The sequence below is a fragment of the Bacillus sp. 5mfcol3.1 genome (assembly GCF_900114335.1).
GTDB classification, from domain to species: domain Bacteria; phylum Bacillota; class Bacilli; order Bacillales; family Bacillaceae_G; genus Bacillus_A; species Bacillus_A thuringiensis_S.
This window is the reverse complement of the sequence record NZ_FOST01000012.1, coordinates 21,520-47,440: the sequence shown is the minus strand read 5'-3', so window position 1 is coordinate 47,440 and position 25,921 is coordinate 21,520. Positions and strand designations below refer to the sequence as shown.

The following is a 25,921-nucleotide window of genomic DNA, read 5'->3' as shown; positions in this document are numbered from 1 at the left end:
CTCCTTCAAAACGTCGAAACCCCGGTTAAACAAAGGTATAACCCCTGTCTAACCGAAAGTCCCCCTTAGGCAGTTCCCGATTGTGCACAACAAGCGATGTTTCTGTACGAAATTTCTCGATAATGCATCATATCCATTATAGACAAAAGGGAAAATTCTATACAGAAAAATTACACACGACGACGTTTTGGCGGACGACATCCATTATGAGGAACTGGAGTAACATCTCTAATTGCTGTTACTTCTAGACCTGCAGCTTGAAGAGCACGAATTGCAGCTTCACGACCAGCACCAGGACCTTTAACAGTAACCTCTAAAGTTTTTAAACCGTGCTCCATTGCAACTTTAGCAGCAGCTTCAGCAGCCATTTGCGCAGCGAATGGAGTAGATTTACGAGATCCACGGAAACCAAGTGCACCAGCACTAGACCAAGAAAGCGCGTTACCGTGAGTATCTGTAAGTGTTACGATTGTGTTGTTGAAAGTAGAACGAATATGAGCTATACCAGCTTCGATATTCTTTTTCACACGTTTTTTACGAGTGTTTGTTTTACGTGCCATTGTTAGTTCAACCTCCTTTACTTATTATTTCTTTTTATTTGCTACTGTACGACGTGGACCTTTACGTGTACGAGCATTGTTTTTAGAATTTTGACCACGAACTGGTAAACCACGACGGTGACGAAGACCACGGTAAGAACCGATCTCCATTAGACGTTTAATGTTAAGAGATACTTCACGACGAAGGTCTCCCTCAACTTTAATACGATCGATAACATCACGGATACGTCCTAATTCGTCTTCCGTTAAATCACGAACTCGTGTTTCTGAAGAAATACCAGCTTCAGTAAGAATTTTTTCAGCAGTTGTGCGACCAATGCCGAATACGTAAGTTAAAGAAATAACAACGCGTTTGTCTCGAGGAATATCTACACCTGCGATACGTGCCATTCTGAATGCACCTCCTTCTGATTAACCTTGTTTTTGTTTATGTTTAGGGTTTTCACAAATAACCATTACTTTTCCACGTCTACGAATAACTTTACATTTTTCGCAGATTGGTTTAACTGACGGTCTTACTTTCATGTCTCGAACCTCCTTAAAGATTACGGAGTGCTATATTATTTAAAACGGTACGTAATACGACCACGATTTAAATCGTACGGAGATAATTCTACCGTAACTTTGTCTCCTGGTAAAATACGAATGAAGTTCATACGGATTTTACCAGAAACGTGAGCCAATACGACATGCCCATTCTCTAATTCTACTTTGAACATAGCATTTGGCAACGTTTCAAGAACGGTACCTTCGACTTCAATTACATCATCTTTAGCCATTCAATAGTTCTCCCTTCTTCAAATCAGTAACATTTTACACTGCTCTGAAATCCCGGAGAGCCAGCTACTTATAAAGTGGTAAGGATTTCGTATCCTGCTTCTGTAAGAGCAATCGTGTGCTCAAAATGGGCACACCATTTACCATCTACCGTTACCACTGTCCAGTCATCAGATAGTGTTTTTACATATCGTCTTCCTTGATTCACCATCGGCTCAACACAGATGACCATTCCCGGCTTTAATCTAGGGCCTCTATTTGGTGGACCATAGTGCGGGATTTGAGGGTCCTCATGTAAGTCTTGCCCGATTCCGTGACCAACATACTCCCTAACGATCGAGAATCCATTCTCTTCAGCATGGGTTTGAACCGCATGTGAGATATTTGATAATCTCTCGCCTGGTTTTACTTGTTCTAGACCAAGATACAACGATTTTTCTGTGACATCAAGTAGCTTTTGAACAGATTCAGAAATGTTTCCAACTGGATACGTCCATGCAGAATCTCCATGGTACCCATTGTATTTCGCACCAATATCGATACTGATGATATCGCCCTCTTTGAGCTTGCGCTTTCCTGGAATTCCGTGTACAAGCTCTTCATTTACAGAAGCACATATGCTCCCCGGAAATCCGTTGTATCCTTTAAAAGATGGCGTAGCACCATATTTTTGAATCGTCTTTTCCGCTATTTGATCGAGCTCTTTCGTTGTAATTCCTGGAGTAATGTGCTGTTTCAACTCTTGATGAGTTAAAGCAACGATTCTGCCAGCTTCTCGCATGATTTCTATCTCGCGAGGAGTTTTGCAGATGATCATTACGCTAAGCCTCCGATGAGAACATCGATATCAGCAAATACTTTATTGATATCTTGCTCACCATTAATGCTTTTTAAGTAACCAAGCTCGTCGTAGAAATCAAGCAAAGGTTTTGTTTGCTTAATATTCACATCTAAACGATTTGCTACAGTTTCTTCATTGTCATCAGAGCGTTGGTATAATTCGCCACCACATTTATCGCACACATCAGCTGTTGCTGGTGGATTGAATTCTAAGTGGTAAGTCGCACCGCACTCTTTACAAATGCGACGGCCTGTAAGGCGTTTTAATAACAACCCTGAATCCACATTAATGTTTAAAACATAGTCGATTTTTTTGCCAAGATCTTTCATAATCTCTTCAAGAGCTGATGCTTGTGCAACAGTTCGTGGGAAACCGTCTAGTAAGAAACCTCTTACGCAGTCTTCTTGACTTAAACGTTCACGAACAATTCCGATTGTAACTTCATCTGGAACAAGTGCACCTTTATCAATAAAAGATTTTGCTTGTAGACCCATTTCAGTTTCAGCCTTCATAGCTGCACGGAACATATCTCCTGTTGAAATGTGAGGGATGTTATACTTGGCTACAATCTGTTCGGCTTGTGTACCTTTACCAGCACCAGGAAGCCCCATTAAAATTAAGTTCATCCTTGTTCCCCCTCAGTACATGAGCATGTAGGGAAGATGGTTCTTCCCACTTACTCACTGCTTGATAAACCCTTTGTAATGGCGTTTTACCAGTTGGCTTTCTAGCTGCTTCATTGTTTCTAAAGCAACGCCGACAACGATTAACATACTCGTTCCACCAATCTGTGCAGATGGAGGAAGATTTCCCAATTTCGTAAAGATAACTGGTAAGATTGCAATCGCTGCTAGGAAAATTGATCCTACAAAGGTCAAACGATACAAGATTTTTGTTAGATATTGTTCTGTATTCTTACCCGGACGAATACCTGGAACATATCCACCTTGCTTGTTTAGATTCTCTGACATTTGCTCTGGATTAACCTGAACAAACGCATAGAAATATGTGAAGGCTACAATGAGCGCAACATATATGATCATTCCCACTGGGTGAGAATAGTTAAAGTTTGCAATAATCCACTGCGATACATCATGTTTCGGGAAGAACTGTGCAATAGTTGGAGGCGTAATTAAGAATGAAACAGCAAAAATGACTGGAATAACACCCGCACTATTTACCTTAAGCGGTAAATGTGTGTTTTGTGCTCCAGCATGATTCCCATTCCCTCCTGTTACACGCTTCGCGTATTGAATTGGGATCTTTCTAACAGCTTGTTGAATGAAAATAACACCAACAATAACTGCTAGCACAGCTAGTAAAATCAATGCAACTTTAACGATACTCATGAACAATTGATCTCCGATATTTTGAAACTGTTGTTGATACACTTGAGATATAACACTTGGGATCGCTGCAGCAATACCGCCAAAGATAAGGATGGAAATACCATTACCCACACCTTTAGCTGTAATCTGTTCGCCTAACCACATTAAAAATGCAGTACCAGCAGTCAGTACCGTAGCAATGTATAAATAAGTGCTCCAACCAGGATTCAAAATTAATTGCCCACCTACCATACCGTTAAAACCGATTGACATACCAAACCCCTGAATAAACGCAAGAACAATTGTAAAGTAACGCGTGAATTGCGTTAGTTTACGACGGCCCATTTCACCTTGCTTCGACCATTCCGAAAATTTAGGAACAACATCCATCTGCAATAATTGCACGATGATGGATGCTGTAATATACGGCATGATTCCCATCGCAAAGATGGAGAAGTTTTTCAAGGCGCCACCGCCAAATGTATTTAGAATACCTAAAGCATTTAATTGGTCTTGTGCTTTCAGTACGTCTCCATTTGTAAATGGCACTGGGATAAACGTGCCAATCCTGAATACGATTAACATCGCTAAAGTGAATAATATTTTACGTCTTATCTCAGCAACGCGCATAAAGTTGGAGATTGTACGAAACATTAGATCACCTCAACTGATCCGCCAGCTGCTTCAATTGCTTCTTTAGCACTTGAAGAGAACTTGTGCGCTTTAACAGTTAGTTTTTTCTCTACTGCTCCGCTTGCAAGAATTTTAACACCGTCGTTTAACTTGCTGATAACGCCAGTTTCCAGCAATAATTCAGGTGTTACTTCTGTACCATCTTCAAAACGATTTAACGTTGATAAGTTTACAATAGTAAACTCTTTACGGTTAATGTTTGTGAAGCCGCGTTTTGGTAAACGACGGAATAATGGAGTTTGACCACCTTCGAAGCCAAGACGAACACCGCCACCAGAACGTGCGTTTTGTCCTTTATGACCTTTACCAGCAGTTTTACCGTTACCAGAACCGATACCACGACCGACACGGTTACGTACTTTACGAGAACCTTCTGCAGGTTTTAATTCATGAAGTTTCATTCCCAGGCACCTCCTTATATTAATGAGTTATCCTTAAGCTTCTTTTACAGTTAAAAGGTGAGAAACTTTGTTGATCATACCAAGAATAGCAGGAGTTTCTTCCTTAACTACAGTTGAATTCAACTTTTTAAGACCTAAAGCTTCTACCGTCGCACGTTGATCTTGTGGACGACCAATTACACTACGAGTGAGGGTAATTTCTAACTTTTTCGCCATTTGTTTTCCCTCCTTAACCTAGTAGCTCTTCTACAGATTTACCGCGTAATTTTGCAACATCTTCAGCGCGCTTAAGTTCGCTTAATCCGTTCACAGTAGCGCGAATCATGTTGATTGGTGTGTTAGAACCAAGAGATTTCGAAAGAATATCTTGTACACCAGCTAATTCAAGTACCGCACGAACAGGTCCACCAGCAATAACACCAGTACCTTCAGCAGCAGGTTTTAAGAATACTTCACCAGCTCCAAAGTGACCGTTGATTGTGTGTGGAATTGTTGTACCAACTAATGGTACAGCGATTAAGTTTTTCTTAGCGTCTTCGATAGCTTTGCGGATTGCGTCTGGTACCTCTTGTGCTTTACCAGTACCGAATCCAACATGACCGTTTTTATCGCCAACTACAACTAGTGCAGCAAAGCGGAAACGACGACCACCCTTAACAACTTTCGCGACACGATTTATCGTAACTACACGTTCTTCAAGTTCTAATTTACTTGGGTCAATGCGATGCATCAATTTTCCCTCCTTTGACCATTAAAATTGTAATCCAGCCTCACGAGCAGCTTCAGCTAGAGCTTTAACACGGCCATGGTATAAGTAACCACCGCGATCAAATACTACTTCTTTAACGCCTTTCTCTACAGCACGCTTAGCAACTGATTCTCCAACTTTCGTAGCAGCTTCAGTATTGCTAGTACCGTTAAGAGCAAGGTCTTTATCAAGAGTAGATGCACTTACTAACGTTACACCATTCACATCATCAATAACTTGAGCGTAAATATGTTGGTTAGAACGGAACACGTTTAAACGTGGACGCTCTGCAGTACCAGTAAGTTTAGCACGTACACGTGCATGTCTTTTCTTACGAGTCGCATTTTTATCAGCTTTAGTGATCATTTTCTTGTCACTCCTTTCTCTCACCTAACGGGTTTACTTAGCAGTTTTACCTTCTTTACGACGAACAACTTCGCCTTCGTAACGAATACCTTTACCTTTGTAAGGCTCAGGAGCACGTACAGCACGGATGTTAGCAGCAAATTCGCCAACACGTTGCTTGTCGATACCTTTAATTACGATTTTAGTTGGTGCAGGTACTTCAACTTCAAGACCTGCTTCCGGAGTCATTTCTACTGGATGAGAATAACCTACGCTTAAAACAAGTTTATCTCCTTGTTTTTGAGCACGGTAACCAACACCGACTAATTCAAGTCCGCGTGCGAAACCTGCAGTTACACCTTCAACCATGTTTCCGATTAAAGCACGAGTTGTACCGTGTAATGCACGGTGTTCCTTCTGTTCAGATGGACGCTCAACTGTTAGTGTATTTTCTTCAATTTTGATAGACATATCAGCATTGAATTTACGAGTTAATTCACCTTTAGGGCCTTTTACTGTTACAGTATTGTCTTCTGCAATTGTAATAGTAACACCTGCAGGGATTTCAAGAATCTTTTTACCAATACGAGACATGTGGTCACACCTCCGTTCGTTTTAAATATATATTACCAAACGTATGCTACTACTTCTCCACCAGTTTGTAATTGACGAGCGTCTTTGTCTGTCATTACTCCCTTAGATGTAGAAACAAGAGCGATACCTAATCCGTTAAGTACACGTGGTACTTCGTCAGCTTTAGCGTAAACGCGTAAGCCAGGTTTACTGATACGTTTTAATCCAGTGATTACACGTTCATTGTTTGCACCATATTTCAGGAAAATACGAAGGATACCTTGTTTGTTATCCTCGATGTATTCTACATCACGAATGAAACCTTCACGTTTTAAAAGTTCAGCGATCTCTTTTTTGATTTTAGAAGCAGGAACCTCTAATTTCTCATGACGTACCATGTTCGCATTACGGATGCGAGTAAGCATGTCTGCAATTGGATCTGTCATCACCATGTGTTTTACCTCCTTCCCATTTGTGGGTTTTACCAACTAGCTTTTTTAACACCAGGAATTTGACCTTTATATGCAAGTTCACGGAAACAAATACGGCAAAGTTTAAATTTGCGGTATACAGAATGCGGACGACCGCAGCGTTCGCAACGTGTATACTCTTGTACTTTAAACTTAGGAGTACGCTTTTGTTTCGCTATCATAGATTTTTTAGCCACGTTTTCGCCTCCTCTACTTAGCGTTGGCTTCCATTATTTTTGGAATGGCATACCGAATTGTGTTAAAAGTTCACGAGCTTCTTCATCAGTTTTCGCTGTAGTAACGATTACGATGTCCATACCGCGTACTTTGCTTACTTTATCATAATCAATCTCAGGGAAGATAAGTTGCTCTTTAACACCTAATGTGTAGTTCCCACGACCATCGAATGATTTCTTAGAAACACCACGGAAATCACGTACACGTGGTAAAGAAACCGATACTAATTTGTCGAAGAACTCATACATTTGCTCGCCGCGTAAAGTTACTTTCGCACCGATTGGCATACCTTCACGAAGACGGAAACCAGCGATTGATTTTTTAGCACGAGTTACAACAGGTTTTTGACCTGCGATTTGTGTTAATTCTTCTACTGCATTGTCTAAAGCTTTTGAGTTAGATACCGCGTCACCAACACCAGTGTTGATTACGATCTTTTCGATTTTCGGTACTTCCATCACAGATTTATAGTTAAACTTGCTCACTAGAGCAGGAGTAATTTCCTTTTGGAACTTCTCTTTAAGGCGATTCAATGAAGTGACCTCCTTTCTTAAGAAAATTATTTATCTAATAATTCACCAGATTTTTTTGCAATACGAACTTTTTTACCATCTTCTACTTTGAAGCCTACGCGAGTAGGTTCACCTGTTTTCGGATCTAAAATCATAACGTTAGAAACGTGAATAGGTGCTTCTTTAGTAATAATTCCACCTTGTGGATTTAATTGAGATGGCTTAGAGTGTTTTTTAACGATGTTAACACCCTCAACGATAACACGGTTTTGCTTTGGGAAAGCCACAAGGATAACGCCTTGTTTTCCTTTGTCTTTACCAGTGATTACCTGTACTTTATCACCTTTTTTTACATGCATCTTAATTCTGCACCTCCTTAGCAAGGCAATACCTTAAATTATAGAACTTCTGGAGCTAAAGAAACGATCTTCATGAAGTTGCTATCACGTAATTCACGAGCTACTGGTCCGAAGATACGAGTACCACGTGGGCTCTTATCGTCTTTAATGATAACCGCTGCGTTTTCATCAAATTTGATGTAAGAACCGTCCGGACGACGAGCTCCGCTCTTCGTACGTACTACTACTGCTTTAACAACGTCACCTTTTTTAACAACGCCACCTGGTGTTGCTTGTTTTACCGTAGCAACGATAATGTCACCAATGTTAGCATATTTACGACCAGAGCCGCCTAATACTTTAATTGTTAAAAGTTCACGTGCACCAGAGTTGTCAGCAACTTTCAAACGAGATTCTTGTTGGATCATGTTATGAAACCTCCCTTCGGACTAAAAATTCCGATTCGTCTATTTAGATAATAACCGCTTCTTCAACGATTTCAACTAAACGGAAACGCTTAGTAGCAGAAAGCGGGCGAGTTTCCATGATTTTAACGATATCGCCAAGTTTCGCTTGGTTTTGCTCATCATGGGCTTTGTACTTCTTAGAATACTTAACACGTTTTCCGTACAAGGAATGAGTTTTGTAAGTTTCAACTAAAACTGTAATCGTTTTGTCCATTTTGTCAGACACTACACGACCAGTATAAACTTTGCGTTGGTTACGTTCGCTCACTATGCAAACCTCCCCTCAATTTATCGATTAATTCCGATCTCTCTTTCACGAACTACAGTTTTCATACGAGCAATTGCTTTACGCACTTCACGAATGCGAGTTGGATTCTCTAATTGTCCTGTAGCAAGTTGGAAGCGAAGATTAAACAACTCTTCCTTTAAAGCTTTAACTTTTGTTTCGATTTCGGCAGTGGTTAATTCACGAATATCATTAGTTTTCATTAGATTCACCACCATTTTCTTCACGTTTTACGAATTTACATTTCACAGGTAACTTGTGAGCTGCAAGACGTAATGCTTCGCGTGCTACCTCTTCAGATACACCCGCGATTTCGAACATAATTTTCCCAGGTTTTACTACTGCTACCCAGCCTTCTGGTGCCCCTTTACCGGAACCCATACGTACTTCTAGAGGTTTTGCAGTGTAAGGTTTAGAAGGGAAAATTTTAATCCATACTTTACCGCCACGTTTCATGTAACGAGTCATTGCACGACGAGCAGCTTCGATTTGACGGTTTGTAATCCATGAAGCAGCTTGTGCTTGTAAACCGAATTCACCGAAAGCAACTTCAGTTCCACCTTTAGCACGACCACGCATTTTACCACGATGCTCTCTACGATATTTTACGCGTTTTGGCATTAACATATTATTTTCCTCCTTCCTCAGAAGCTTTCTTTTTTGTAGGAAGGACTTCTCCACGGTAGATCCATACTTTTACGCCTAATTTACCGTATGTTGTATCAGCTTCAACTGCTGCATAGTCAATATCAGCGCGAAGTGTATGAAGTGGAACAGTTCCTTCACTGTAAGATTCTGCACGAGCGATATCAGCTCCGCCAAGACGACCAGAAACCTGTGTTTTAATACCTTTAGCACCTGCACGCATAGCACGTTGAATAACTTGCTTTTGTGCACGACGGAATGATACACGGTTTTCTAATTGACGAGCGATGTTTTCGCCTACTAATTTAGCGTTAAGATCAGCTCTCTTAACTTCTAAAATGTTGATGTGTACACGCTTGCCTGTTAATTGGTTAAGAGCTTTACGAAGTGCTTCAACTTCAGTACCACCTTTACCAATTACCATACCAGGTTTTGCAGTGTGAATTGTAACATTTACACGATTTGCTGCACGTTCGATTTCTACTTTAGCAACAGCAGAATCTTTTAAGCGTACATTAATGTACTCACGGATTTTGATGTCTTCATGTAATAATGTAGCGTAATCTTTCTCAGCGAACCAACGAGATTCCCAGTCACGGATAACACCGACACGAAGACCAATTGGATTAACCTTTTGACCCATCGATTATCCCTCCTTCTTTTCTGATACCACAACTGTAATGTGGCTTGTGCGTTTGTTAATTTGGCTTGCACGACCCATTGCACGTGGACGGAAACGTTTCAACGTTGGACCTTCGTCAACGAAGACTTTTTCAACAACTAGGTTGTTAATGTCCATCTCATAATTGTGCTCTGCATTTGCGATTGCAGATTTTAAAACTTTTTCTACAACTGGAGAAGCAGTTTTTGGTGTGTGGTTAAGGATAGCAATCGCTTCACCCACTTGCTTACCTCGGATTAAGTCTACTACTAAACGAACTTTACGAGGAGCAATACGAACTGTTCTCGCTACTGCTTTAGCTTGCATTGAAGTGCCTCCTCTCATTATCTTCTAGTTTTCTTATCGTCAGCAAGGTGACCTTTATACGTACGAGTTGGTGCGAATTCACCTAACTTATGGCCAACCATATCCTCAGTGATGTACACAGGTACGTGTTTACGACCATCATATACAGCGATTGTGTGTCCGATGAACTGAGGGAAGATTGTTGAACGGCGAGACCAAGTTTTAACAACTTGTTTTTGCTCAGATGCAACTAATTTTTCCATTTTGCTCATTAAGTGATCATCGACAAATGGTCCTTTTTTTAAGCTACGAGCCATTTTGGTGCCTCCCTTCGTGATTGGCGTACGGTTCTAGAAATGAACCGTACTACAATCCCATTATTTTTTACGACGACGAACGATGAATTTGTCAGACGCTTTGTTTTTCTTACGAGTCTTGAATCCAAGAGTTGGTTTACCCCATGGAGACATTGGAGACTTACGTCCGATTGGAGAACGTCCTTCACCACCACCGTGTGGGTGATCAACCGGGTTCATTACAGAACCACGAACTGTTGGGCGTTTACCTAACCAGCGAGAGCGACCTGCTTTACCGATTTTGATAAGTTCGTGTTGTTCGTTACCTACTTGACCGATTGAAGCGCGACAAGCAGATAATACAAGACGTACTTCACCAGAAGTTAAACGTACAAGTACGTATTTACCTTCTTTACCAAGTACTTGAGCAGATGTACCAGCAGAACGAACTAATTGTCCGCCACGACCAGGCTTAAGCTCGATGTTATGAACAACAGTACCTACTGGAATGTTGATTAATGGTAATGCGTTACCGATTTTGATGTCAGCTTCTGGGCCAGACATAACTTCCATACCTACTTCTAAAGATTTAGGAGCAAGAATGTAACGTTTTTCACCGTCAACGTAGTTAATTAATGCGATATTCGCAGAGCGGTTTGGATCGTATTCGATCGTAGCAACGCGTCCTGGAATTCCATCTTTGTTACGCTTAAAGTCGATGATACGGTATTGACGCTTATGTCCGCCACCTTGATGACGTACAGTAATTTTACCTTGGTTATTACGACCAGCCTTCTTGCTTAAAGGAGCAAGTAATGACTTTTCGGGTCTGTCAGTCGTGATTTCAGCGAAATCATTCGTAGTCATATTACGACGACCGTTAGTAGTTGGATTATACTTTTTAATTCCCATCTCAATTTCCCTCCTTCTTTAGTAAGAATTAAACGCCTTGGAAGATTTCGATTTCTTTGCTGTCAGCAGTTAGCTTAACGATTGCTTTACGACGACGGCTAGTAAAACCAGCGTGACGACCAACGCGTTTTGCTTTCGGCTTGTAGTTCATGATGTTCACTTTTTCTACTTTAACACCAAAGATCGCTTCAAGAGCATCTTTAACTTCTGTTTTATTAGATTTAACGTCCACATCGAACGTGTATTTTTTTTCAGCCATCATTTCCATAGAACGTTCAGTGATAACTGGGCGCTTAATGATATCACGAGGATCTCTCATTATGCAAGCACCTCCTCTACTTTTTCCACTGCCGCTTTTGTCATGATTAGCTTATCATGATGAAGCACGTCTAAAACGTTTACGCCATCAGCAGTGATTACTGTTACTCCAGGGATATTGCGAGCAGATAACTCTACAGATTCGTTTGCATCAGCAGTTACGATAAGAGCTTTCTTCTCAACAGTTAATCCTTTAAGTACTGCTAGCATGTCTTTTGTTTTTGGTGCATTTAACACTAGGTCTTCAAGAACTACAATGTTGTTCTCAACTACTTTAGTAGCTAATGCAGATTTGATTGCTAAACGACGAACTTTCTTAGGAAGTTTGTACGCATAGCTTCTTGGTGTAGGTCCGAATACCGTACCACCACCACGCCATTGAGGAGAGCGGATAGACCCTTGACGAGCACGTCCAGTTCCTTTTTGACGCCATGGTTTACGACCACCACCGCGAACTTCAGAGCGAGTTTTTACTTTGTGTGTACCTTGACGTAAAGATGCACGTTGCATCATTACAGCTTCGAAAAGTACAGCTTCATTTGGTTCGATACCGAAAATAGCTTCAGCTAATTCGATTTCACCAACCTGTGAACCAGTTTGGTTATATACAGTAACTTTTGGCATTGGAATTCCTCCTTCCTATTGTGAATTATTTGCTAACCTTCACAGCGCCTTGAACAACTACAAGAGATTTCTTAGCACCTGGAACGTTACCTTTTACTAGTAATAAGTTGCGCTCAGTGTCAACTTGAACGATTTCTAAGTTTTGGATAGTAACTTGGTCTCCACCCATACGTCCAGCAAGTTTTTTGCCTTTGAATACACGGTTCGGAGCAACTGGGCCCATTGAACCTGGACGACGGTGATAGCGAGAACCATGAGACATAGGTCCGCGAGATTGTCCGTGGCGTTTGATAACACCTTGGAAACCTTTACCTTTAGAAATTCCTGTTACGTCAACGATTTCACCTGCAGCGAAAACTTCAACTTTTACCTCTTGACCAACCTCTAATCCGTCCACGTCTGCATCGCGGATTTCGCGAATGAAGCGCTTAGGAGTTGTAGATGCTTTAGCAGTGTGGCCTTGTTCAGGTTTGTTAGTTAACTTTTCACGTTTATCTTCAAATCCTAACTGGATTGCATTGTAGCCATCAGTTTCAGTTGTTTTCTTTTGAAGAACAACGTTTGGATTAGCAGCGATAACTGTTACTGGGATTAACTCACCGTTCTCAGCAAATACTTGAGTCATACCGATCTTTCTTCCTAAGATTCCTTTGGTCATGAGTTACACCTCCTACATTTTTAAGTTATATAATTTATAGTTTGATTTCGATATCTACACCAGACGGTAAGTCTAAACGCATTAATGAATCTACTGTTTGTGGAGTAGGACTCACGATATCGATTAAACGTTTGTGTGTGCGCATTTCGAATTGCTCACGAGAATCTTTGTACTTATGAACAGCACGAAGAATTGTGTAAATAGTCTTCTCAGTTGGTAATGGGATCGGACCAGAAACTGTTGCCCCAGAACGCTTAGCTGTTTCTACAATTTTCTCAGCTGATTGATCAAGAATACGGTGATCATAAGCTTTTAAACGGATACGAATTTTTTCTTTTGCCATTATTTTCCCTCCTTCGTTCGCCTATTTCTAAAATAGACCTTCTCCATGGAAATTTCCCCACACCATGCCATGGCAAAGCGGCCGGGTGTGTCAGCAACCTTCCACTTCATCGCAGTCAAAGACCAACATTGTCTATTATACAATGTTATTCGTCTAGATGCAAGCATCTTTTTGTTTGCATCTGCTTTTCTCTACTTTTGCTATTATACATGGCACTTTAAAGAATTTCAAGTTTTCATCTAACAGAATTCGTTTTACAGTTTCTGGATTATCTTTTGTTGTTTTTATATTACTATAGAAGAAACTCGTCAAAACAAAAAAACACACTCTTCTTCTTTATATAAACGCAAACAAAAAACCTAAGGGAAAATCCCTTAGGTTTTTTTATATCAGCTAAGATTACTCAACGATAGTAGCAACTACACCGTAACCTACTGTACGTCCACCTTCACGAATAGAGAATTTAGTTCCCTCTTCGATAGCGATTGGAGCGATAAGTTCGATAGTCATTTCGATGTTGTCACCAGGCATTACCATTTCAGTACCTTCTGGTAATTGGATGATACCAGTTACGTCAGTTGTACGGAAGTAGAACTGAGGACGGTAGTTAGCGAAGAATGGAGTGTGACGTCCACCTTCTTCTTTAGATAATACGAAAACTTCAGCTTTGAATTTAGCGTGTGCTTTTACAGAGCCAGTTTTAGCAAGAACTTGTCCACGTTGGATGTCTTCACGAGCAACCCCACGAAGAAGAGCACCGATGTTGTCTCCAGCTTGAGCTTGATCAAGAAGTTTACGGAACATTTCTACACCAGTTACAGTTGTAGAAGCATTCTCTTCAGCAAGACCGATGATTTCTACTACGTCACCAACTTTAACGATTCCGCGCTCTACACGACCAGTTGCAACTGTACCACGACCTGTGATAGAGAATACATCCTCGATAGGCATTAAGAATGGTTTGTCAGTTTCACGTTCTGGAGTTGGGATGTAAGCATCAACTTCAGTCATTAATTCAATGATTTTTGCTTCCCAATCAGCTTCTCCTTGAAGAGCTTTAAGAGCAGAACCTTTGATTACAGGAATGTCGTCGCCTGGGAATCCGTATTCAGATAATAGGTCACGAACTTCCATTTCTACTAATTCTAATAATTCTTCGTCGTCTACCATGTCGCATTTGTTTAAGAATACAACGATGTAAGGAACACCTACTTGACGAGAAAGAAGGATGTGCTCACGTGTTTGAGGCATTGGGCCATCAGCAGCAGATACTACTAAGATACCGCCGTCCATTTGAGCAGCACCAGTGATCATGTTTTTAACATAGTCAGCGTGACCTGGGCAGTCAACGTGTGCATAGTGACGAGTTTCAGTTTCGTACTCAACGTGTGCAGTTGAGATTGTGATTCCGCGCTCTCTTTCTTCTGGAGCAGCGTCGATTTGATCGTATCCGCGTGCTTCAGCACCACCAGCTTTTGCAAGAACTGTAGTGATCGCAGCAGTTAATGTAGTTTTACCATGGTCAACGTGGCCGATTGTACCGATGTTAACATGGGGTTTAGAACGTTCGAATTTAGCTTTAGCCATTCTAAATTCCTCCTTAGTTTATATAGGTTATTTTATATTTAGACTAGAAAGCGAAACTTACGTCCCACTTTCTAAGCTTACATAAGTAGTTATACTCGAACAATTGATAAAAATCAATTATTCGCCTTTATTTTTTTTAATAATTTCTTCTGAAACAGACTTCGGTACTTCTTCATAATGATCAAATGTCATTGAGAATGTTCCGCGTCCTTGAGTGTTAGAACGTAATGCTGTCGCATAACCGAACATTTCAGAAAGTGGAACCATAGCGCGAACAACTTGTGCGTTACCGCGAGCTTCCATACCTTCTACACGTCCACGACGAGATGTTACGTCACCCATGATGTCTCCCATGTACTCTTCAGGAATTACAACTTCAACTTTCATCATTGGCTCAAGAATTACTGGGTTACATTTAGAAACCGCAGCTTTAAGTGCCATAGATGCAGCGATTTTGAACGCCATCTCAGATGAATCGACATCATGGTAAGAACCGTCAACTAATGCTGCTTTAATGTCAACTAGTGGGTAACCAGCTAGTACACCATTTTTAAGTGAGTCTTCAAGACCCGCTCCAACAGCTGGGATGTATTCACGTGGAACTACACCGCCGACGATTTTGTTTTCGAATTCAAATCCTTTACCTTCTTCGTTAGGTGCAAACTCAATCCAAACGTGACCGAATTGTCCACGTCCACCAGATTGACGAGCAAACTTACCTTCAACTTTCGCAGCAGCGCGGAAAGTTTCACGGTATGCTACCTGAGGAGCACCAACGTTTGCTTCGACTTTGAATTCACGGCGCATACGGTCAACGATGATATCAAGGTGAAGTTCACCCATACCAGCGATGATAGTTTGGCCAGTTTCTTGGTCAGTGTGAGCACGGAATGTTGGATCTTCTTCAGAAAGCTTAGATAATGCTGTACCCATTTTATCTTGGTCAGCTTTAGATTTTGGTTCGATAGCTACAGAGATAACTGGCTCTGGGAATTCCATAGACTCAAGGATAACAAGGCTCTTCTCGTCACAAAGAGTATCACCAGTAGTAGTATCTTTTAAACCTACAGCAGCAGCGATATCACCAGCGTAAACTGTTGAAATCTCTTCACGGCTGTTAGCGTGCATTTGTAGGATACGTCCTACACGCTCACGCTTACCTTTAGTTGAGTTTTTCACGTATGATCCAGAGTTTAACACACCAGAGTACACACGGAAGAACGTTAACTTACCAACATAAGGGTCAGTCATGATTTTGAATGCTAAAGCTGCGAATGGTTCTTCATCGCTAGACTTACGTTCTACTTCTTCATCTGTATCCGGAAGAGTACCTTTAATAGCAGGTACATCTAATGGAGATGGTAGGTAGTCGATAACTGCGTCTAACAGAATTTGAACACCTTTGTTTTTGAATGCAGAACCACAGATTACTGGGAAGAATTCTACAGAAGTTGTAGCCTTACGGATACCAGCTTTAAGCTCTTCTACAGTGATTTCTTCACCTTCTAGGTACTTCATCATCATTTCTTCATCAAGCTCAGCTACCGCTTCAATAAGCTTTCCACGGTATTCTTCAGCTAGTTCTTTGTGCTCTTCAGGAATTTCGACACGCTCGATGTCTGTTCCTAAATCGTTACCGTACATGTAAGCACACTCTTCAACAAGGTCAATGATACCATTGAACTCATCTTCAGCACCGATTGGTAACTGAATTGGATGTGCGTTTGCTTGTAAACGATCGTGGATTGTTCCTACAGAGTATAAGAAATCTGCACCGATCTTATCCATTTTGTTAACGAATACGATACGAGGTACACCGTAAGTAGTAGCCTGACGCCAAACAGTTTCTGTTTGTGGTTCTACACCAGATTGTGCATCAAGTACTGCTACCGCACCATCAAGTACGCGTAAAGAACGTTCTACTTCTACTGTGAAGTCTACGTGTCCTGGAGTATCAATGATGTTTACACGGTGACCTTTCCATTGAGCTGTAGTTGCAGCAGAAGTAATTGTGATACCACGCTCTTGCTCTTGCTCCATCCAGTCCATCTGAGATGCACCTTCATGAGTTTCACCGATTTTATGAATACGTCCTGTGTAATACAGAATACGCTCAGTTGCTGTTGTTTTACCAGCATCGATGTGAGCCATGATACCAATATTACGAGTGTTTTCTAAAGAGAACTCTCTTGTCATTTGGTGTCTTGCTCCTTCCATATATGGATTGGATTTTTTATTTTAAGTAGCAAAAAAGCCACTTTATATTGTTACATATGCCAGTGTCCAGTACCCTCATTATGTAAAACGAGCGCCCAACGAAAGGGAGAGGCATTCTCCCTCTCCACACTTCCATAAGCGACAAATAAAGCGGTTTATGCATGCATTTATTTTACGTTGAATCCTACCAACGGTAATGAGCAAATGCTTTGTTAGCTTCTGCCATTTTATGAGTGTCTTCACGTTTCTTAACAGATGCACCAGCGTTGTTAGCTGCATCTAAGATTTCGTAAGCTAGACGCTCTTCCATAGTTTTTTCACCACGAAGACGAGCATAGTTTACTAACCAGCGAAGACCTAAAGTTGTACGGCGTTCTGGACGAACCTCAACTGGAACTTGGTAGTTAGCACCACCAACACGACGAGCGCGTACTTCAAGAACAGGCATGATGTTCTTAAGAGCTTGCTCGAATACTTCCATTGGTTCTTTATCTGAACGTTCACGAACGATATCGAAAGCGTTATAAAGAATTGTTTGAGATTTACCTTTTTTACCGTCAACCATCATTTTGTTGATAAGGCGTGTTACTAGCTTAGAATTGTACATTGGATCTGGTAACACGTCACGTTTCGCAACAGGTCCTTTACGAGGCATATTGAGTTCCTCCTTTCATTATAAGTTTATTATTTTTTAGCAGGTTTTGGTCGCTTAGTACCATATTTAGAACGTCCTTGCATACGTTTGTCAACACCAGCTGTATCAAGCGCTCCACGAACGATGTGGTAACGTACCCCTGGTAAATCCTTTACTCGACCACCGCGAATTAATACTACGCTATGCTCTTGTAAGTTATGACCGATACCTGGGATGTAAGCTGTAACTTCAATACCGTTTGTTAAACGTACACGAGCGTATTTACGTAACGCTGAGTTAGGTTTCTTTGGAGTCATTGTACCAACACGAGTACATACACCACGTTTTTGAGGTGCAGAGATATCAGTTGATTTTTTCTTTAAAGAGTTAAATCCTTTGTTTAACGCAGGTGATTTAGATTTCCATACTTTATCAGTACGACCATTTCTCACTAATTGGTTAATAGTAGGCATTTGATTATCCTCCCTTCGCATGTTTGTATGACCACATATCCAGGTGGTTCATTATTAGTTGAAAACAAAGTTTTTGCAAGGAAGAGCAAATGCTCTCTCCTCACAAAAACAGTTTTAACTTATTATTCCTATTGCTGAAGCTCCCACTTGAATCCCCGAAACTTTTCCAAGCTTACGAACTGATTCAACCTTTGTTATGGGTATGTTATGTTGCAAAGCAGTGCGAATGATAACATGGGTTAACCGCACATCAGCATCTTCTGCAATAACAACTTCTTTAACTATACCATTTTTGATTGCTTCCAATGTGCGTTTATGACCAACGACTACATTTTCAGCATTTGACACTTTTTGATAAGACATATAAATATCCTCCAAAGCATCGTTCAGGAGCAACCTTGATTATAGTAACATTTTGACTCATACAATGTCAACTAGGATTAGATGTTTTTATACAAAATTTACGACGGAAAATTTTACTGTTCCACATAAATCTCATCGTTTTCTACATTCATGTTATCTTGTGTTGTTTTTACAAGATCCACTTTGCGATAACGATTCATACCTGTTCCAGCAGGAACAAGTTTACCGATAATAACGTTCTCTTTCAATCCTAGAAGCTCATCACGTTTACCTTTAATTGCTGCATCAGTTAAGACACGAGTTGTTTCTTGGAATGATGCTGCAGATAAGAATGAATCAGTTTCAAGTGAAGCTTTTGTAATACCAAGTAGAACAGGTCTAGCTGTCGCTGGTTGTTTACCTTTCAGTAACACCTTCGCATTCGCATCAGTAAACTGATGGATATCTAGTAATGTTCCTGGTAATACGTCTGTTTCACCTGCATCACTTACACGAACTTTACGTAGCATTTGACGTACCATTACCTCTACGTGTTTGTCACCAATTTCTACCCCTTGCATACGGTATACTTTTTGAACTTCACGTAATAAGTATTCTTGAACTGCTGTAATGTCCGTTACTTTTAGTAATTCTTTCGGATCAATAGAACCTTCTGTTAACTCTTTACCGTGGCTAATTGGCTGTCCTGGAGTTACTTTCAGACGAGCACCGTAAGGAATAGCATACGTACGAGCTTCAACTTCACCCTGTACAACTACTTCTTGGCGATCTTTAACATCGTTGATCGCTGCGATAACACCGTCGATTTCACTGATAACTGCCTGACCTTTCGGATTACGAGCTTCGAAGATCTCTTGGATACGAGGTAAACCTTGAGTGATATCATCTCCGGCAACCCCACCTGTATGGAATGTACGCATCGTTAACTGTGTACCTGGCTCACCGATAGATTGAGCTGCGATAATACCTACCGCTTCTCCTACTTCTACGTCTGTACCAGTTGCTAAGTTACGACCGTAACACTTCTTACATACACCATGGCGAGTGTTACACGTAAACGCTGAACGAATATTTACAGTTTCAACACCCGAATTTTCAACGATATGAGCGATATCTTCAGTAATTAATTGGTTTTCACTAACTAATACTTCACCTGTTTCAGGATGTTTTACAGTTTTTCTTGCAAAACGTCCAACAAGACGATCATATAATGACTCAATTACTTCATTACCCTCTTTAATCGCACCAATTAATAGACCACGATCTGTTCCACAATCATCTTCACGGACAATTACATCTTGTGCAACGTCTACAAGACGACGTGTTAAGTAACCAGAATCGGCAGTTTTAAGTGCTGTATCGGCAAGACCTTTACGCGCACCATGCGTAGAGATGAAGTACTCAAGTACTGTTAAACCTTCACGGAAACTCGATTTGATTGGAAGTTCGATGATACGACCAGATGGATTGGCCATCAGACCACGCATACCAGCAAGCTGAGTAAAGTTAGATGCGTTACCACGGGCACCTGAGTCACTCATCATGAAGATTGGATTGCGTTTATTCAAGGATTTCATCAGTTTTCCTTGGATAACATCTTTTGCATTACTCCAAATAGAGATAACGCGATCGTAACGTTCTTCTTCCGTGATTAAACCGCGACGGAATTGTTTAATTACATTATCTACTTTTGCTTGTGCTTCGTGGAGAATTTCATCTTTTTCGCCTAATACAAGAATGTCAGATACCCCAACTGTAATACCAGCTTTTGTAGAGTACTTGAACCCTAAGTTTTTCATACGGTCAAGCATGCGAGACGTTTCTGTAATTTGGAAACGTTTGAACACTTCCGCAATGATGTTACCAAGGATCTTCTTGCTAAATGGCGCCACTTCTTCGCGACTAGCAATAATTTCTTTAATGTTCGCACCTTTTTCAACGAAATATTCCGCTGGTGTTTCTTTTTCAAGGTTTGAGTTTGTCGGTTCATTAATATAAGGGAACGACTCTGGTAAGATTTCGTTAAATATTAATTTACCAACTGTTGTTAATAGAAGCTTACCTTTTTGCTCTTCAGTAAACGTTACGTTATTTACTGAACTTGCAGCAACTGCAACACGTGTGTGCAGATGTACATATCCATTTTGATATGCAAGTATTGCTTCGTTTGCATCTTTGAAGACCATACCTTCACCGATTGCGCCTTCACGCTCAAGTGTTAAGTAGTAGTTACCTAATACCATATCCTGAGATGGAGTAACAACTGGTTTTCCGTCTTTTGGATTCAAGATGTTTTGTGCCGCTAACATAAGAATACGAGCTTCTGCTTGTGCCTCTGATGATAACGGAACGTGAACCGCCATTTGGTCACCGTCAAAGTCCGCGTTGTATGCAGTACATACAAGTGGGTGAAGACGAATTGCGCGACCTTCTACTAATGTAGGTTCAAACGCCTGGATACCAAGACGGTGAAGTGTTGGTGCGCGGTTTAGAAGTACTGGATGTTCTTTAATCACAGATTCTAAAACGTCCCAAACTTCAGGGTGTACACGCTCAATTTTACGTTTCGCACTCTTAATGTTGTGTGCTAACCCTTTTCCAACTAATTCTTTCATAACAAAAGGTTTGAACAGTTCAAGCGCCATTTCTTTCGGTAATCCACATTGGTACATCTTTAAGTTCGGTCCTACAACGATTACAGAACGACCAGAGTAGTCAACACGTTTACCTAATAAGTTTTGACGGAAACGTCCTTGTTTACCTTTAAGCATGTGAGATAGTGATTTTAATGGACGGTTACCTGGTCCAGTTACTGGACGGCCACGACGACCATTATCAATTAATGCATCTACAGCTTCTTGTAACATACGTTTTTCGTTTTGAACGATAATGCTTGGAGCACCTAGGTCCAATAGACGTTTTAAACGGTTGTTACGGTTAATTACACGACGATATAAGTCGTTTAAGTCAGAAGTAGCAAAACGTCCACCATCTAACTGTACCATTGGGCGTAGTTCTGGTGGGATAACTGGTAGAACATCTAAGATCATCCAAGATGGTTCATTTCCAGAGTTACGGAATGCTTCTAATACTTCTAGACGTTTAATAGCACGAGTACGGCGTTGTCCTTGTGCTGTTTTTAATTCTTCTTTTAAGAAGTCTACTTCTTTATCTAAATCAATGTCTTGTAGTAGCTTTTTAATCGCTTCTGCACCCATAGCAGCTTGGAATGTGCTACCATATCGATCACGATATGCACGGTATTCTTTTTCAGAAAGTAATTGCTTCTTATCAAGTGGTGTATCTCCACTTTCTGTTACAACATAAGAAGCGAAATAAATTACTTCTTCAAGCGCGCGAGGGGACATGTCTAAGACAAGTCCCATGCGGCTCGGGATACCTTTGAAATACCAAATATGAGATACAGGAGCAGCTAATTCAATATGACCCATACGTTCACGACGTACTTTTGCACGCGTTACTTCAACGCCACATCGATCACAAACTACACCTTTATAACGTACACGTTTGTATTTTCCGCAATGACATTCCCAGTCCTTTTGTGGTCCGAAAATACGCTCACAGAACAAGCCATCTTTTTCAGGCTTTAACGTACGATAGTTAATAGTTTCTGGTTTCTTAACTTCACCGTATGACCAAGAACGAATCTTGTCAGGTGAAGCAAGTCCAATCTTCATATATTCAAAGTTATTTACATCTATCAAGGGGCCTACCTCCCTTTTAGTCTACAGGTTATCCCAATTATTCCTTAGTTGTCTCAACTTCGACATTCAATTTATCTGCTGATTGATGATCATCGTCATCTTCTGTATCACGCATTTCAATTTCTGTATCGTCGCTAGACATCATTTTAACGTCCATACCTAAACTTTGCAGCTCTTTAATCAATACTTTGAATGATTCAGGAACGCCTGGTTCTGGAACATTTTCGCCTTTAACAATTGCTTCATAAGTCTTAACACGTCCAACAACATCATCAGACTTCACTGTTAAGATTTCTTGAAGAGTATAAGCAGCACCGTAAGCTTCAAGTGCCCAAACCTCCATCTCACCGAAACGCTGTCCACCGAACTGAGCTTTACCTCCAAGAGGTTGCTGCGTTACAAGTGAGTATGGTCCAGTAGAACGAGCATGAAGTTTATCGTCAACCATGTGCGCAAGTTTGATCATATACATGACACCAACAGATACGCGGTTATCGAATGGTTCACCAGTACGTCCGTCATACAGGATTGTTTTCGCGTCATTTGCCATACCAGCTTCTTCAATTGTGCCCCAAACATCTTCCTCACGAGCACCATCGAATACTGGTGTTGCAATGTGAATGCCCAGGTATCTTGCTGCCATACCAAGATGAAGCTCTAATACCTGACCGATATTCATACGAGATGGTACCCCTAATGGGTTTAACATGATATCGATTGGCGTACCGTCTGGTAAGTAAGGCATATCTTCTTCTGGTAAAATACGAGAAATAACACCTTTGTTACCGTGACGTCCGGCCATCTTGTCACCTTCAGAAATTTTACGTTTTTGAACGATATATGCACGTACAAGTTGATTCACGCCTGGTGGCAATTCATCGCCATCTTCACGGTTGAATACTTTTACGTCTAAGATAATACCGCCACCACCGTGTGGTACACGTAGTGATGTATCACGTACTTCACGCGCTTTTTCTCCAAAGATAGCATGTAATAGACGTTCTTCAGCTGTTAATTCTGTTACACCTTTAGGTGTTACTTTACCAACAAGTAAATCTCCATCTTTTACTTCAGCACCAACGCGAATGATACCGCGCTCGTCAAGGTTACGTAATGCGTCTTCCCCAACATTTGGAATGTCACGTGTAATTTCTTCTGGTCCAAGCTTCGTATCACGAGCTTCTGATTCATATTCTTCAATATGAATAGAAGTGTACACATCATCTTTTACAAGGCGCTCACTCATGATGATCGCATCCTCGTAGTTATAACCGTCCCAAGTCATGAAGCCAACAAGCACGTTACGTCCAAGTGCTAGTTCACCTAATTCCATAGAAGGACCATCCGCAAGGATTTCACCTTTTACAACTTCATTTCCAACACTTACGATTGGACGTTGGTTGTAACAAGTTCCTTGGTTAGAACGAATGAATTTTTGCATTTTGTAGCGATCTAAGTCGCCTTTTACTGTTTGACCGTCAACTTCTACATAGCGACGTACCCAAACTTCACGTGCTTCTACGCGCTCAACAACACCAGGATGTTTACAGATTACTGCAGCACCTGAGTCTTTTGCTGATACGTACTCCATACCTGTACCTACAATCGGAGATTCCGGATTCATTAACGGAACCGCCTGACGTTGCATGTTCGCTCCCATAAGTGCGCGGTTAGAGTCATCGTTTTCTAAGAACGGAATACAAGCTGTCGCTGCCGATACTACTTGTTTTGGAGATACATCCATGTAGTCGATGCGTTCTCTATTTGTGACAATGTTTTCACCACGGAAACGAGCTACGATATCTTCACTTAGGAATTCACCTTCATCAGATAATTTCATATTCGCTTGGGCTACAACATAGTTATCTTCTTCATCTGCTGTTAAATAATCAACATGCCCTGTTACAAGACCAGTTTCTGGGTCAACACGACGATATGGTGTTTCAATGAAACCAAACTCATTTACTTTCGCGAACGAAGATAATGAGTTAATCAAACCGATGTTTGGTCCCTCTGGTGTTTCAATCGGACACATACGACCGTAGTGGGAGTAATGAACGTCACGTACTTCAAAGCCTGCGCGCTCACGCGTTAAACCACCAGGTCCTAATGCAGATAGTCTTCGTTTGTGAGTTAACTCTGCTAATGGATTTGTTTGGTCCATGAACTGAGATAACTGAGAACTTCCGAAGAACTCTTTAATAGATGCAATAACAGGACGAATATTAATTAGCGCCTGTGGTGTAATTGCATTTGTATCTTGAATCGACATTCTCTCACGAACAACACGTTCCATACGAGAAAGACCGATACGGAATTGATTTTGTAATAGTTCTCCAACAGAACGCAGACGACGGTTTCCTAAATGGTCAATATCATCTGTATCCCCTACTTTGTATAGTAGGTTGAAGAAGTAACTGATAGAAGCAAGGATATCACCTGGTGTGATGTGTTTCACATCACGAGTAATATTTGCATTACCAATTACATTAATTACACGTTCGCCTTCCGACTCAGGAGCATAAATCTTAATAGATTGCAGCTCAACATCGCCTTCTACCACTCCACCCATTGGTTTCGCTGTTTTGAATCCAATGTTTTTCTCTAAGTAAGGTAAAATGCGATCAAGTGTACGACGATCTAAGATTGTTCCTTCTGCCGCTAAAATTTCACCAGTTTCTGGATCCACTAATGTTTCAGCTAAACGTTGATTAAACAATCTGTTTTTAATGTGTAACTTCTTGTTGATCTTATAGCGACCTACATTTGCTAAATCGTAGCGCTTTGGATCGAAGAAACGAGACACAAGTAAGCTCTTAGCATTTTCTACTGTTGGTGGTTCACCAGGACGTAGACGCTCATAAATTTCAAGCAATGCTTTTTCTGTACTATCTGTGTTGTCTTTTTCTAATGTGTTGCTTAAGTATTCGTTATCACCTAAAAGCTCGGTGATTTCTTGATCAGAGCCAAACCCTAATGCGCGTAACAAAACAGTTACAGGAAGTTTACGCGTACGGTCAATACGCACATATACAACATCCTTAGCATCTGTCTCATACTCTAACCAAGCTCCGCGGTTTGGAATTACAGTAGCAGTAAAACCACGTTTTCCGTTTTTATCCACTTTGCCACTATAGTATACGCTTGGAGAGCGAACTAACTGGGAAACGATAACACGTTCTGCACCGTTAATTACGAATGTTCCAGTCTCTGTCATGAGTGGGAAATCTCCCATGAACACATCTTGTTCTTTTACTTCACCAGTTTCCTTGTTGATTAGACGCACTTTTACACGAAGTGGTGCTGCATACGTCACATCACGCTCTTTGCATTCGTCTACAGAGTATTTAGGTTCACCTAAGCTGTAGTCGATAAATTCAAGCGATAGATTTCCCGTAAAGTCTTCAATCGGAGAAATGTCTTGGAACATTTCTCGCAAACCCTCATCAAGAAACCACTGATAAGAAGAGGTTTGAATTTCGATAAGATTTGGTAACTCTAATACTTCACTAATACGGGCATAACTTCTTCGTTGGCGGTGGCGTCCGTATTGAACTAGTTGACCTGTCAACTGCTTCACCCC

The 25,921-nt window shown here is 40.9% G+C and carries 35 protein-coding genes; all 35 read right to left on the bottom strand.

What is annotated here, in order from left to right; all coding sequences use genetic code 11:
- Positions 1-170: 170 nt before the first annotated feature.
- On the bottom strand, positions 171-560 hold the full coding sequence (gene rpsK / locus BM089_RS27910; protein ID WP_000101797.1) for a 30S ribosomal protein S11: 390 nt from the start codon (positions 558-560) through the stop codon (positions 171-173).
- A gap of 24 nt (positions 561-584) precedes the next feature.
- Entirely contained in the window at positions 585-950 is a 366-nt protein-coding gene (gene rpsM, locus BM089_RS27905; RefSeq protein ID WP_000090792.1) for a 30S ribosomal protein S13, read from the bottom strand.
- 21 nt (positions 951-971) lie between these two features.
- Positions 972-1,085 (bottom strand): 50S ribosomal protein L36, encoded by a 114-nt coding sequence (rpmJ, locus tag BM089_RS27900; protein ID WP_000868344.1) that lies wholly within the window; start codon positions 1,083-1,085, stop codon positions 972-974.
- 35 nt (positions 1,086-1,120) lie between these two features.
- Positions 1,121-1,339 (bottom strand): translation initiation factor IF-1, encoded by a 219-nt coding sequence (gene infA / locus BM089_RS27895; RefSeq protein WP_001029884.1) that lies wholly within the window; start codon positions 1,337-1,339, stop codon positions 1,121-1,123.
- Between the two features lie 68 nt (positions 1,340-1,407).
- Positions 1,408-2,154, bottom strand: a complete 747-nt coding sequence (map, locus tag BM089_RS27890; RefSeq protein WP_000582539.1) for a type I methionyl aminopeptidase — start codon at positions 2,152-2,154, stop codon at positions 1,408-1,410.
- Complete coding sequence (locus tag BM089_RS27885) at positions 2,154-2,804, bottom strand: adenylate kinase (RefSeq protein WP_001048997.1); 651 nt, start codon at positions 2,802-2,804, stop codon at positions 2,154-2,156. The genes map and BM089_RS27885 overlap by 1 nt, the downstream gene beginning before the upstream one ends.
- Positions 2,805-2,858: 54 nt before the next feature.
- A complete protein-coding gene (gene secY / locus BM089_RS27880; protein WP_000490118.1) occupies positions 2,859-4,160 on the bottom strand; it encodes a preprotein translocase subunit SecY in 1,302 nt (433 codons plus the stop codon).
- Entirely contained in the window at positions 4,160-4,600 is a 441-nt protein-coding gene (gene rplO / locus BM089_RS27875; protein WP_000766083.1) for a 50S ribosomal protein L15, read from the bottom strand. The genes secY and rplO overlap by 1 nt, the downstream gene beginning before the upstream one ends.
- 33 nt (positions 4,601-4,633) lie before the next feature.
- On the bottom strand, positions 4,634-4,816 hold the full coding sequence (gene rpmD / locus BM089_RS27870) for a 50S ribosomal protein L30 (protein WP_001085233.1): 183 nt from the start codon (positions 4,814-4,816) through the stop codon (positions 4,634-4,636).
- A 13-nt stretch (positions 4,817-4,829) separates the two neighbouring features.
- The gene (gene rpsE / locus BM089_RS27865) at positions 4,830-5,330 is read right to left on the bottom strand and encodes a 30S ribosomal protein S5 (protein ID WP_000554646.1); all 501 of its coding nucleotides are present in this window, start codon (positions 5,328-5,330) and stop codon (positions 4,830-4,832) included.
- Between the two features lie 21 nt (positions 5,331-5,351).
- Positions 5,352-5,714: a 50S ribosomal protein L18 gene (rplR, locus tag BM089_RS27860; protein ID WP_000628818.1), complete on the bottom strand. Its 363-nt coding sequence runs from the start codon at positions 5,712-5,714 to the stop codon at positions 5,352-5,354.
- Between the two features lie 33 nt (positions 5,715-5,747).
- Positions 5,748-6,287, bottom strand: a complete 540-nt coding sequence (gene rplF, locus BM089_RS27855) for a 50S ribosomal protein L6 (RefSeq protein WP_000086551.1) — start codon at positions 6,285-6,287, stop codon at positions 5,748-5,750.
- Between the two features lie 32 nt (positions 6,288-6,319).
- The gene (gene rpsH, locus BM089_RS27850) at positions 6,320-6,718 is read right to left on the bottom strand and encodes a 30S ribosomal protein S8 (RefSeq protein WP_000245511.1); all 399 of its coding nucleotides are present in this window, start codon (positions 6,716-6,718) and stop codon (positions 6,320-6,322) included.
- Positions 6,719-6,747: 29 nt separating this feature from the next.
- Positions 6,748-6,933 carry a 30S ribosomal protein S14 gene (rpsN, locus tag BM089_RS27845; RefSeq protein ID WP_001085700.1) on the bottom strand — a complete coding sequence of 62 codons (186 nt, stop codon included), beginning with the start codon at positions 6,931-6,933 and terminating at the stop codon, positions 6,748-6,750.
- A gap of 33 nt (positions 6,934-6,966) precedes the next feature.
- Positions 6,967-7,506, bottom strand: a complete 540-nt coding sequence (gene rplE, locus BM089_RS27840) for a 50S ribosomal protein L5 (protein ID WP_001080829.1) — start codon at positions 7,504-7,506, stop codon at positions 6,967-6,969.
- 26 nt (positions 7,507-7,532) lie between these two features.
- Positions 7,533-7,844 carry a 50S ribosomal protein L24 gene (gene rplX, locus BM089_RS27835; protein WP_000558200.1) on the bottom strand — a complete coding sequence of 104 codons (312 nt, stop codon included), beginning with the start codon at positions 7,842-7,844 and terminating at the stop codon, positions 7,533-7,535.
- A gap of 38 nt (positions 7,845-7,882) precedes the next feature.
- Complete coding sequence (gene rplN / locus BM089_RS27830) at positions 7,883-8,251, bottom strand: 50S ribosomal protein L14 (protein WP_000615912.1); 369 nt, start codon at positions 8,249-8,251, stop codon at positions 7,883-7,885.
- A 43-nt stretch (positions 8,252-8,294) separates the two neighbouring features.
- Complete coding sequence (rpsQ, locus tag BM089_RS27825; RefSeq protein WP_000004106.1) at positions 8,295-8,558, bottom strand: 30S ribosomal protein S17; 264 nt, start codon at positions 8,556-8,558, stop codon at positions 8,295-8,297.
- Between the two features lie 20 nt (positions 8,559-8,578).
- The gene (rpmC, locus tag BM089_RS27820) at positions 8,579-8,779 is read right to left on the bottom strand and encodes a 50S ribosomal protein L29 (RefSeq protein WP_000855718.1); all 201 of its coding nucleotides are present in this window, start codon (positions 8,777-8,779) and stop codon (positions 8,579-8,581) included.
- Entirely contained in the window at positions 8,769-9,203 is a 435-nt protein-coding gene (gene rplP / locus BM089_RS27815; protein WP_000928971.1) for a 50S ribosomal protein L16, read from the bottom strand. Before rplP ends, rpmC begins: the two co-directional genes overlap by 11 nt.
- A gap of 1 nt (position 9,204) precedes the next feature.
- The gene (rpsC, locus tag BM089_RS27810) at positions 9,205-9,864 is read right to left on the bottom strand and encodes a 30S ribosomal protein S3 (RefSeq protein ID WP_000529956.1); all 660 of its coding nucleotides are present in this window, start codon (positions 9,862-9,864) and stop codon (positions 9,205-9,207) included.
- Positions 9,865-9,867: 3 nt separating this feature from the next.
- Positions 9,868-10,209 (bottom strand): 50S ribosomal protein L22, encoded by a 342-nt coding sequence (gene rplV, locus BM089_RS27805; RefSeq protein WP_001148024.1) that lies wholly within the window; start codon positions 10,207-10,209, stop codon positions 9,868-9,870.
- A gap of 17 nt (positions 10,210-10,226) precedes the next feature.
- Positions 10,227-10,505 carry a 30S ribosomal protein S19 gene (rpsS, locus tag BM089_RS27800; RefSeq protein ID WP_000124454.1) on the bottom strand — a complete coding sequence of 93 codons (279 nt, stop codon included), beginning with the start codon at positions 10,503-10,505 and terminating at the stop codon, positions 10,227-10,229.
- 60 nt (positions 10,506-10,565) lie between these two features.
- Positions 10,566-11,396, bottom strand: a complete 831-nt coding sequence (gene rplB / locus BM089_RS27795) for a 50S ribosomal protein L2 (protein WP_000511583.1) — start codon at positions 11,394-11,396, stop codon at positions 10,566-10,568.
- Positions 11,397-11,424: 28 nt separating this feature from the next.
- Positions 11,425-11,715, bottom strand: coding sequence for a 50S ribosomal protein L23 (gene rplW, locus BM089_RS27790; RefSeq protein WP_001205558.1), 291 nt, complete (start codon positions 11,713-11,715; stop codon positions 11,425-11,427).
- Positions 11,715-12,338 (bottom strand): 50S ribosomal protein L4, encoded by a 624-nt coding sequence (gene rplD, locus BM089_RS27785; protein WP_001127258.1) that lies wholly within the window; start codon positions 12,336-12,338, stop codon positions 11,715-11,717. Before rplD ends, rplW begins: the two co-directional genes overlap by 1 nt.
- A gap of 25 nt (positions 12,339-12,363) precedes the next feature.
- Positions 12,364-12,996: a 50S ribosomal protein L3 gene (gene rplC / locus BM089_RS27780; RefSeq protein WP_000160209.1), complete on the bottom strand. Its 633-nt coding sequence runs from the start codon at positions 12,994-12,996 to the stop codon at positions 12,364-12,366.
- Between the two features lie 34 nt (positions 12,997-13,030).
- Positions 13,031-13,339 carry a 30S ribosomal protein S10 gene (gene rpsJ, locus BM089_RS27775; protein WP_001040595.1) on the bottom strand — a complete coding sequence of 103 codons (309 nt, stop codon included), beginning with the start codon at positions 13,337-13,339 and terminating at the stop codon, positions 13,031-13,033.
- A gap of 399 nt (positions 13,340-13,738) precedes the next feature.
- On the bottom strand, positions 13,739-14,926 hold the full coding sequence (gene tuf / locus BM089_RS27765) for an elongation factor Tu (RefSeq protein WP_001029617.1): 1,188 nt from the start codon (positions 14,924-14,926) through the stop codon (positions 13,739-13,741).
- Between the two features lie 117 nt (positions 14,927-15,043).
- Positions 15,044-17,122, bottom strand: coding sequence for an elongation factor G (fusA, locus tag BM089_RS27760; protein ID WP_000196384.1), 2,079 nt, complete (start codon positions 17,120-17,122; stop codon positions 15,044-15,046).
- Positions 17,123-17,327: 205 nt separating this feature from the next.
- The gene (gene rpsG / locus BM089_RS27755; RefSeq protein WP_001137492.1) at positions 17,328-17,798 is read right to left on the bottom strand and encodes a 30S ribosomal protein S7; all 471 of its coding nucleotides are present in this window, start codon (positions 17,796-17,798) and stop codon (positions 17,328-17,330) included.
- Positions 17,799-17,827: 29 nt separating this feature from the next.
- Entirely contained in the window at positions 17,828-18,250 is a 423-nt protein-coding gene (rpsL, locus tag BM089_RS27750) for a 30S ribosomal protein S12 (protein ID WP_001142341.1), read from the bottom strand.
- A 114-nt stretch (positions 18,251-18,364) separates the two neighbouring features.
- The gene (locus tag BM089_RS27745) at positions 18,365-18,613 is read right to left on the bottom strand and encodes a 50S ribosomal protein L7ae-like protein (RefSeq protein WP_000121833.1); all 249 of its coding nucleotides are present in this window, start codon (positions 18,611-18,613) and stop codon (positions 18,365-18,367) included.
- 113 nt (positions 18,614-18,726) lie between these two features.
- The gene (gene rpoC / locus BM089_RS27740; RefSeq protein ID WP_000567943.1) at positions 18,727-22,338 is read right to left on the bottom strand and encodes a DNA-directed RNA polymerase subunit beta'; all 3,612 of its coding nucleotides are present in this window, start codon (positions 22,336-22,338) and stop codon (positions 18,727-18,729) included.
- Between the two features lie 37 nt (positions 22,339-22,375).
- Complete coding sequence (gene rpoB, locus BM089_RS27735; RefSeq protein ID WP_000147553.1) at positions 22,376-25,909, bottom strand: DNA-directed RNA polymerase subunit beta; 3,534 nt, start codon at positions 25,907-25,909, stop codon at positions 22,376-22,378.
- Between the last annotated feature and the right edge of the window lie 12 nt (positions 25,910-25,921).

Coding starts and splice junctions, on each gene's coding strand:
- map (WP_000582539.1), bottom strand. CDS start 2,154: ATGATCATCTGCAAAACTCCTCGCGAGATAGAAATCATGCGAGAAGCT.
- fusA (WP_000196384.1), bottom strand. CDS start 17,122: ATGACAAGAGAGTTCTCTTTAGAAAACACTCGTAATATTGGTATCATG.
- rplO (WP_000766083.1), bottom strand. CDS start 4,600: ATGAAACTTCATGAATTAAAACCTGCAGAAGGTTCTCGTAAAGTACGT.
- rpsK (WP_000101797.1), bottom strand. CDS start 560: ATGGCACGTAAAACAAACACTCGTAAAAAACGTGTGAAAAAGAATATC.
- rpsC (WP_000529956.1), bottom strand. CDS start 9,864: ATGGGTCAAAAGGTTAATCCAATTGGTCTTCGTGTCGGTGTTATCCGT.
- rplP (WP_000928971.1), bottom strand. CDS start 9,203: ATGTTAATGCCAAAACGCGTAAAATATCGTAGAGAGCATCGTGGTAAA.
- rpsJ (WP_001040595.1), bottom strand. CDS start 13,339: ATGGCAAAAGAAAAAATTCGTATCCGTTTAAAAGCTTATGATCACCGT.
- rpsG (WP_001137492.1), bottom strand. CDS start 17,798: ATGCCTCGTAAAGGACCTGTTGCGAAACGTGACGTGTTACCAGATCCA.
- rplF (WP_000086551.1), bottom strand. CDS start 6,287: ATGTCTCGTATTGGTAAAAAGATTCTTGAAATCCCTGCAGGTGTTACT.
- rpsS (WP_000124454.1), bottom strand. CDS start 10,505: ATGGCTCGTAGCTTAAAAAAAGGACCATTTGTCGATGATCACTTAATG.
- rpsE (WP_000554646.1), bottom strand. CDS start 5,330: ATGCATCGCATTGACCCAAGTAAATTAGAACTTGAAGAACGTGTAGTT.
- rpsH (WP_000245511.1), bottom strand. CDS start 6,718: ATGGTGATGACAGATCCAATTGCAGACATGCTTACTCGCATCCGTAAT.
- rplB (WP_000511583.1), bottom strand. CDS start 11,396: ATGGGAATTAAAAAGTATAATCCAACTACTAACGGTCGTCGTAATATG.
- rplC (WP_000160209.1), bottom strand. CDS start 12,996: ATGACCAAAGGAATCTTAGGAAGAAAGATCGGTATGACTCAAGTATTT.
- rplW (WP_001205558.1), bottom strand. CDS start 11,715: ATGAGAGATCCTCGTGATATCATTAAGCGCCCAGTTATCACTGAACGT.
- BM089_RS27745 (WP_000121833.1), bottom strand. CDS start 18,613: ATGTCTTATCAAAAAGTGTCAAATGCTGAAAATGTAGTCGTTGGTCAT.
- rpmC (WP_000855718.1), bottom strand. CDS start 8,779: ATGAAAACTAATGATATTCGTGAATTAACCACTGCCGAAATCGAAACA.
- rpsM (WP_000090792.1), bottom strand. CDS start 950: ATGGCACGTATCGCAGGTGTAGATATTCCTCGAGACAAACGCGTTGTT.
- rpmD (WP_001085233.1), bottom strand. CDS start 4,816: ATGGCGAAAAAGTTAGAAATTACCCTCACTCGTAGTGTAATTGGTCGT.
- tuf (WP_001029617.1), bottom strand. CDS start 14,926: ATGGCTAAAGCTAAATTCGAACGTTCTAAACCCCATGTTAACATCGGT.
- rplD (WP_001127258.1), bottom strand. CDS start 12,338: ATGCCAAAAGTTACTGTATATAACCAAACTGGTTCACAGGTTGGTGAA.
- secY (WP_000490118.1), bottom strand. CDS start 4,160: ATGTTTCGTACAATCTCCAACTTTATGCGCGTTGCTGAGATAAGACGT.
- BM089_RS27885 (WP_001048997.1), bottom strand. CDS start 2,804: ATGAACTTAATTTTAATGGGGCTTCCTGGTGCTGGTAAAGGTACACAA.
- rplX (WP_000558200.1), bottom strand. CDS start 7,844: ATGCATGTAAAAAAAGGTGATAAAGTACAGGTAATCACTGGTAAAGAC.
- rpmJ (WP_000868344.1), bottom strand. CDS start 1,085: ATGAAAGTAAGACCGTCAGTTAAACCAATCTGCGAAAAATGTAAAGTT.
- rplV (WP_001148024.1), bottom strand. CDS start 10,209: ATGCAAGCTAAAGCAGTAGCGAGAACAGTTCGTATTGCTCCTCGTAAA.
- infA (WP_001029884.1), bottom strand. CDS start 1,339: ATGGCTAAAGATGATGTAATTGAAGTCGAAGGTACCGTTCTTGAAACG.
- rpsL (WP_001142341.1), bottom strand. CDS start 18,250: ATGCCTACTATTAACCAATTAGTGAGAAATGGTCGTACTGATAAAGTA.
- rplR (WP_000628818.1), bottom strand. CDS start 5,714: ATGATCACTAAAGCTGATAAAAATGCGACTCGTAAGAAAAGACATGCA.
- rplN (WP_000615912.1), bottom strand. CDS start 8,251: ATGATCCAACAAGAATCTCGTTTGAAAGTTGCTGACAACTCTGGTGCA.